At 60.6% G+C, this 5,201-nt stretch carries 6 protein-coding genes; 3 read left to right on the forward strand and 3 right to left on the reverse strand.

Features of this window, described 5'->3' with window-relative positions; translation table 11 throughout:
* Positions 1-43: 43 nt before the first annotated feature.
* A complete protein-coding gene (locus P9M14_07350; GenBank protein MDP8255545.1) occupies positions 44-238 on the reverse strand; it encodes a hypothetical protein in 195 nt (64 codons plus the stop codon).
* Between the two features lie 224 nt (positions 239-462).
* On the opposite strand from P9M14_07350, the gene P9M14_07355 reads away from it, so the two are divergent.
* Positions 463-1,104, forward strand: a complete 642-nt coding sequence (locus tag P9M14_07355; protein ID MDP8255546.1) for an outer membrane beta-barrel protein — start codon at positions 463-465, stop codon at positions 1,102-1,104.
* A gap of 81 nt (positions 1,105-1,185) precedes the next feature.
* On the opposite strand, the gene P9M14_07360 is transcribed toward P9M14_07355, so the two are convergent.
* A complete protein-coding gene (locus P9M14_07360; GenBank protein MDP8255547.1) occupies positions 1,186-2,937 on the reverse strand; it encodes an AMP-binding protein in 1,752 nt (583 codons plus the stop codon).
* Positions 2,938-3,114: 177 nt separating this feature from the next.
* Here P9M14_07360 and P9M14_07365 point away from each other — a divergent pair, with 177 nt between their 5' ends.
* Positions 3,115-3,684: a hypothetical protein gene (locus tag P9M14_07365; GenBank protein MDP8255548.1), complete on the forward strand. Its 570-nt coding sequence runs from the start codon at positions 3,115-3,117 to the stop codon at positions 3,682-3,684.
* A 193-nt stretch (positions 3,685-3,877) separates the two neighbouring features.
* Here the strand turns inward: P9M14_07365 and P9M14_07370 are convergent, their stop codons facing one another.
* On the reverse strand, positions 3,878-4,111 hold the full coding sequence (locus P9M14_07370) for a hypothetical protein (protein ID MDP8255549.1): 234 nt from the start codon (positions 4,109-4,111) through the stop codon (positions 3,878-3,880).
* A gap of 268 nt (positions 4,112-4,379) precedes the next feature.
* Between P9M14_07370 and P9M14_07375 the strand changes: the two genes are divergently transcribed.
* Positions 4,380-4,862, forward strand: a complete 483-nt coding sequence (locus P9M14_07375) for a hypothetical protein (protein ID MDP8255550.1) — start codon at positions 4,380-4,382, stop codon at positions 4,860-4,862.
* The last annotated feature ends 339 nt before the right edge of the window (positions 4,863-5,201 follow it).

Raw genomic sequence — 5,201 nt, forward strand, 5'->3', positions numbered from 1 at the left:
GCTCAGCGCAGCGTTGCGCGCCGCGTCCACGCTCAGCGCAGCCTCAGATGCAGCGGCATCGGCCCTCTTGCCACACGTAGCTGCCCACGCAGCAATCGGAACAACAGACCGAGTCGGGCTGATCAGCGCACTTGACCTTGCAGTCCACGGGCGGCTGCGGCTGCTCGGGCTGTGCCTGCTGATCAGAGCAGCCCGCTGCGAGCAGCACAACGATCACCAGCAGCAGTATTGCACGCACGGCCGAACCCTCCGGGTTAATTTTAGGCTCTGTGTTAACTATCGATTTTTAACAGACCCCGCCCCATGATCAAAGCCGACCCTGCTCGATAATTACCCTGATATTGACAGCGCGGCCTATTATTTCGTTGCAGCCCGCCCTTAAGTTTTCCCTTGCATTGGCACTGCGGGCAGTGTTTTCTTGGGCAACGGACAACAACACGACCAATAGCTCGGAGGGGACAGATGAAAATCAGAACCGTTTGCATCGCCGCACTGCTTGTCTTGCTCATGGCCCTGCCGCTCGCGGCCAAAGAGAAGCGCGCCGACGGTCTGCGCATCGGCGCGTATTTGGCGGGCATCGACTACGTGTCGCGCACCGATGAGTACGAGGGCGGCGACCACAACTACACTTCGCCGGGAATCGGCATCGGCCTGTTAAGCAACGAGGCCCACGGCGGGCTGGTCGCAGGCTACTTCATCACCAAGAACCACGAGGTCGGCGGCATGGCCACGCTCTACGCCCGCTCATGGACCACGAGCAACGGCGACGACGTGAAAGGCAGCAACAACGGCATCCGCATCGGCCCGTACTACGATTACAACTTCCAGCTCAATGAAGTAATGAACCCCTTCATCGGCGGCCACCTGGGCCTGTTCCGCATCTCGTCGAAGACCGAGGACGAGCAGGACGTGACCAGCGGCTGGTTCCTCGGCCCCCAGGGCGGACTGAAGGTCAATATCTACAAGCACGTCTCGCTGGACCTCACCGGCTATATGGACATCGGCCGCGGATCGGGCGAGCACAGCAACGAGCACGACTACGATTGGGACATCAGCTTTTGGAACCTGGGAGTCTACGGCGGAATCTCCGTCTACGTTTTCTAAGCTCCACGACATATCGCGCTTAAAACAAAAGCGCCCCCGTCGGCGGGGGCGCTTTTTTCGTCTTGATTGCCCTGCGCAGGCTCAGCCCTTGGACTCGCTGTTGGCCTTGACCCAGATCGGGTCGGCCTCCTGCAGCGTGCGGCGCATCACTTTGCCGACCATCGACTTGGGCAGCTCCCCGATCAGCTCGATCGAGCGCGGAACTTTGTAGTGGGTCAGGTTCTCCTTGGCCCAGGCGCGGATTTCATCGGCCGAAACCTTGCCCCTGTAATCGTCTTTGAGCACGGCCCAGGCCTTGATGATCTCGCCCGATTGCACGTCGGGCAGTCCGGCCACCGCGACCTCGAGCACTGCCTCGTGTCCCATCAGCAGCGTCTCGACCTCGGTGGGGAACACCGAGTAGCCCTTGTACTTGATCAGCTGCTTTTTACGGTCCTCGATGCTCACGCGACCGTGTTCGTCAATGCGGCCGATATCGCCGGTGAGCAGCCAGCGCTTGCCCTTGGACTCGACGATGGTCTCGGCGGTCTCCTCGGGCTTATTGAGGTAGCCGACCATCACCTGCGGTCCGGCCACGGCCAGTTCGCCGGCCTCGCCCTGGGGTATGTCCTTTTTCCAGTCGCCGGGATCGACGATCTTCCACTCGGTGCCCGGGAACGGCAGCCCGATGGTGCCGATCTTGCGGTTGCCCCAGAACGGGTGGGCCGAGACCACGGGCGTGGACTCGGTTAGGCCGAAGCCCTCGGCCAGGCGCGCGCCGGTGACCTTCTCGAAGGCCTCCTGTACCGGGCGATGCAGCGGACCCGCGCCGGAGACGCAGAGCTCGAACTTGCCGGCCAGGTCGTATTTATCCACGTCCGGGAACTCGGCGATCCTTTTGAACAGGATCTCGGCCCCGGGGTACATCGAACCCTCTTCGGGTCCGAGTTCGACGATCTTGCGCAGCAGCTCGCCGGTCTCGGGCGGACGCGGGAAGAGGATCATGTGCGCGCCGACCATCAGGCTGATGTTCATCACGCAGGTCATGGCAAAGCTGTGGAACAGCGGCAGCACGCCGATCGACGCGACGCCGGGCTTGGTCTTGAACAGCCAGTGCTTGGACTGCAGCGCGTTGCTGTAGGTGTTGAAGTGGCTGAGCACCGCGGCCTTGGGCACGCCGGTGGTGCCGCCGGTCATGATGTAGGTCATCACGTCGTCGGCGGTCATATCGACCTTGGGCGGATTGGGCGCGGCCTTGATCAGATCCCTGAAGCGCAACGCCTGGGGCGGCACCGTGCCGGTGGGGATCTTCTTCAGCGCCTTGCCCAGCATCTTCTTCAGCGGGCTGATCTTGACCAAGTCCACGACGTTGGTGGCGATTACCTTATCCACCGGGCTCTCGTCGATGATCGGGGCCACGGTCGACTCGTAGAGCGAGTCGAGCACCAGCAGGTACTTGGCGCCGATGGTCTTGAGCTGGTGCAGCACCTCGCCGGACTTGTAGGTCGGGTTGATGCCCGAGGCGATGGCGCCGATCCGCGCGCAGGCGTAATAGCCCACCACGTACTGGAAGCTGTTGGGCAGCAGCATGGTGAACACCTCGCCCTTGCGCACGCCGATATTGTGCAACGCCGTGGCAAAGCGATCGACCAGCTCGTCGAGCTCCTTGTAGGTGATGTAGCAATCAAGGAACCATACGGCCTTGGCGTCGGGCCACTTGCGGGCCGATTCGCGCAACATCTCGCCCATGGTCACCTTGGGAAATTCGATGTTCTTCGGCACCTCGTCGGGCCATCCGGCCTCGGCAGTGAACCAAGATCTCGATTCGTCGACGTGGAAAGGATTAGAGCTCATACCGCCCCCCTAATTGAGCACTGCCGTGCTATTTCATCTGGTTGATTCGTACCGGTTGAGCGCTCATTTAAACCGGATCGCCAAACTTTGTAAAGACCGGTCAGGCTGCGCGCTTCCCTTGATCCGCGCGCCTGCTGTATGCTGAGCTGTCACTGTCAATATTAGCGAGGAATGAAGATGGCCGACAATGAGCAGCTTGTGGACCAGGCCGAGCTGTTCTGCGCCGCGCTCAAGGTGCTATGCCACCGCGAGCACAAGGCTCCCAGCGCAGTCGAAATCGGCGCGGAGGTCGGCATTGCGCGCGAACGCGCGCACTATCTGGCCAACCGTCTGGAAGAAGTCGGCGCGATCCGCATCGTGCCCACGGCCTTTGACGAGCGGATCTACCTCGAGGACTGGGTTAAGGTCGGCCAGCTGCGCGATCGCCAGGCCCCGCCCAAGGTCGAACAACTCGAACAGCAGCAGCAGTCCCAACGCGACGAGCTGTCCAAGCAGATCGACGCCCGTTTCGACCCCAAGGTCCGCGCCGGGGATAAGCAGGCCCTGTTCGCCGAGTTGCAGGCCAGGCTGCGCGACCCCAACGCCAATAAAAAGCCCAACCCCCTGGATGCGCTCGGACCTCGGGCCGACCAACAAGAGACCCAGCAGACCCAACAGGCCCAGCAGACCCAGCAGTCCCCGGACGAGCAAGCTCAAGACGAGCAGCCCCAAGACCAACCGCAGCAGGACGATCCGCCGAGCGAATAGCCCGGCAACGCCCGCGGGCCGCGCAGATCCATTAAAAATCTGAACAGGCCCGGGTCGAACCCGGGCCATGACCGTTTAAGAACGGCCGATGCCCACTAAATTAGGGCCATGGCTCGCCGTACCGAATCACACGGCGCCGGACCCTGCAGCAGAAGGAGGCACTCCCAAACAAGGGCCGGACAGACCGTCGTGCTCAGTTGAAACCGAGCTCCAAATACAACTCTTGCATCAGGCGGCTGCGAACCAATCCCACCAGTTCGTCGCCCAGCTCGGTCACCACCTCGGGCCGTAGCTTGATGTGCCCCAGATGTTCGCGGTGAGTGGGCTCGTAGCTGGCCAGCGCGATCAGCTCCTGGTCGCTGAGCTCCACTCCCCGCTCGTTTCTGCGGCGCCAGCGGTCGAGGTCTCGCAGCAGCATCAGATACATTGTTCTCTCCGTTTCGATTCTCGACATAAGCAATTAGCAAGGGGCATACCAACTTTTGCTTTTTGCTTATTTTTTATTTTTACGTCTGTTTTATAGGGAGTTTTTCAGCACAGAGTACACAGCTGGAACCAGGCGCAGTGACCCCGGCCCTCCAGATTCCGGACCGCGGCGTTCGATTGTCGGAGCGCGGATTGGGGCGCGAGCGCCCTGCCCCTGTCTGGAATTGAGTTTCGCTGGTAGAATGCTTTTCCCAACCATGGAGAGCGCGATGGTGCTGTTTATTAAAATCCTGTTGTCAGCGTTGATCGTCGTTTTACTGGCGATCGCGGTTATTAAATCGATCGCCGGGTTCGTCAAACTATCGATGGCCGCGCGAATCGCGCAGAAGTTCCAGCAGCAGGAAGTGCTGATGCACGATGTTCAGGCCAACTTCATCGGCCTGGAATCCAAGGGGGAGCAACAGACGCGGGGCAACGGCGCGCTGCTGCTTACCGAGCGCGAGCTGTGGTTCCTGCGGGCCAAGCCCAAGCTCGAGCTCTCGATCCCGATGAACAACATCAAGGATTTCGGCCTGAAGAAGTATCACGCCGGGACCTCACTGGGCGTTCCGCTGCTCTACGTTCATTTCATCACCGAGACCGGCGAGGAGACCGTGGCCTGGTCGGTGCGCAAGGCCGAGGATTGGATCAACAGCTTGGAGAGCGCCACGGGCAGACCCTCGGACCAGTCGCTGCAACTTCCCGCGATCTGACGATGTGTGGGTGTGGGGAATATTGTTGTTCAACAATATTGGTGGGCGCGAGCAGGGCCGACTATGAGCCGGTGCAAAGCTCGCGGCAGCTTGGAGCTGCAGCAATGCACGCGAGCAACCATGGTCATAATCCAACGAGCCTCTCCGCGCCCGGCTTTGAGCCGGGGGCAAAACTCGCGTAGTCCTCTGGTCGTAGCGCCACGACTTTCTCCGCATCGAAAAATGGGAGGAGGGTAATAATGTTGAATAACATTATTGGGTAGGCGCTCGGCTGAAATCAGGTTGAGCTTTTTTCGGATTGCCGGTCCGAAATACGTTGAGATAGTTGTCTGGTTCGCA

Source organism: Candidatus Alcyoniella australis (assembly GCA_030765605.1).
GTDB lineage: Bacteria > Lernaellota > Lernaellaia > JAVCCG01 > Alcyoniellaceae > Alcyoniella > Alcyoniella australis.

What these genes read in the sequence shown, in the direction of transcription:
- P9M14_07355 (MDP8255546.1), top strand. Translation starts at nt 463, where the DNA reads ATGAAAATCAGAACCGTTTGCATCGCCGCACTGCTTGTCTTGCTCATG.
- P9M14_07360 (MDP8255547.1), bottom strand. Translation starts at nt 2,937, where the DNA reads ATGAGCTCTAATCCTTTCCACGTCGACGAATCGAGATCTTGGTTCACT.
- P9M14_07365 (MDP8255548.1), top strand. Translation starts at nt 3,115, where the DNA reads ATGGCCGACAATGAGCAGCTTGTGGACCAGGCCGAGCTGTTCTGCGCC.
- P9M14_07370 (MDP8255549.1), bottom strand. Translation starts at nt 4,111, where the DNA reads ATGTATCTGATGCTGCTGCGAGACCTCGACCGCTGGCGCCGCAGAAAC.
- P9M14_07375 (MDP8255550.1), top strand. Translation starts at nt 4,380, where the DNA reads ATGGTGCTGTTTATTAAAATCCTGTTGTCAGCGTTGATCGTCGTTTTA.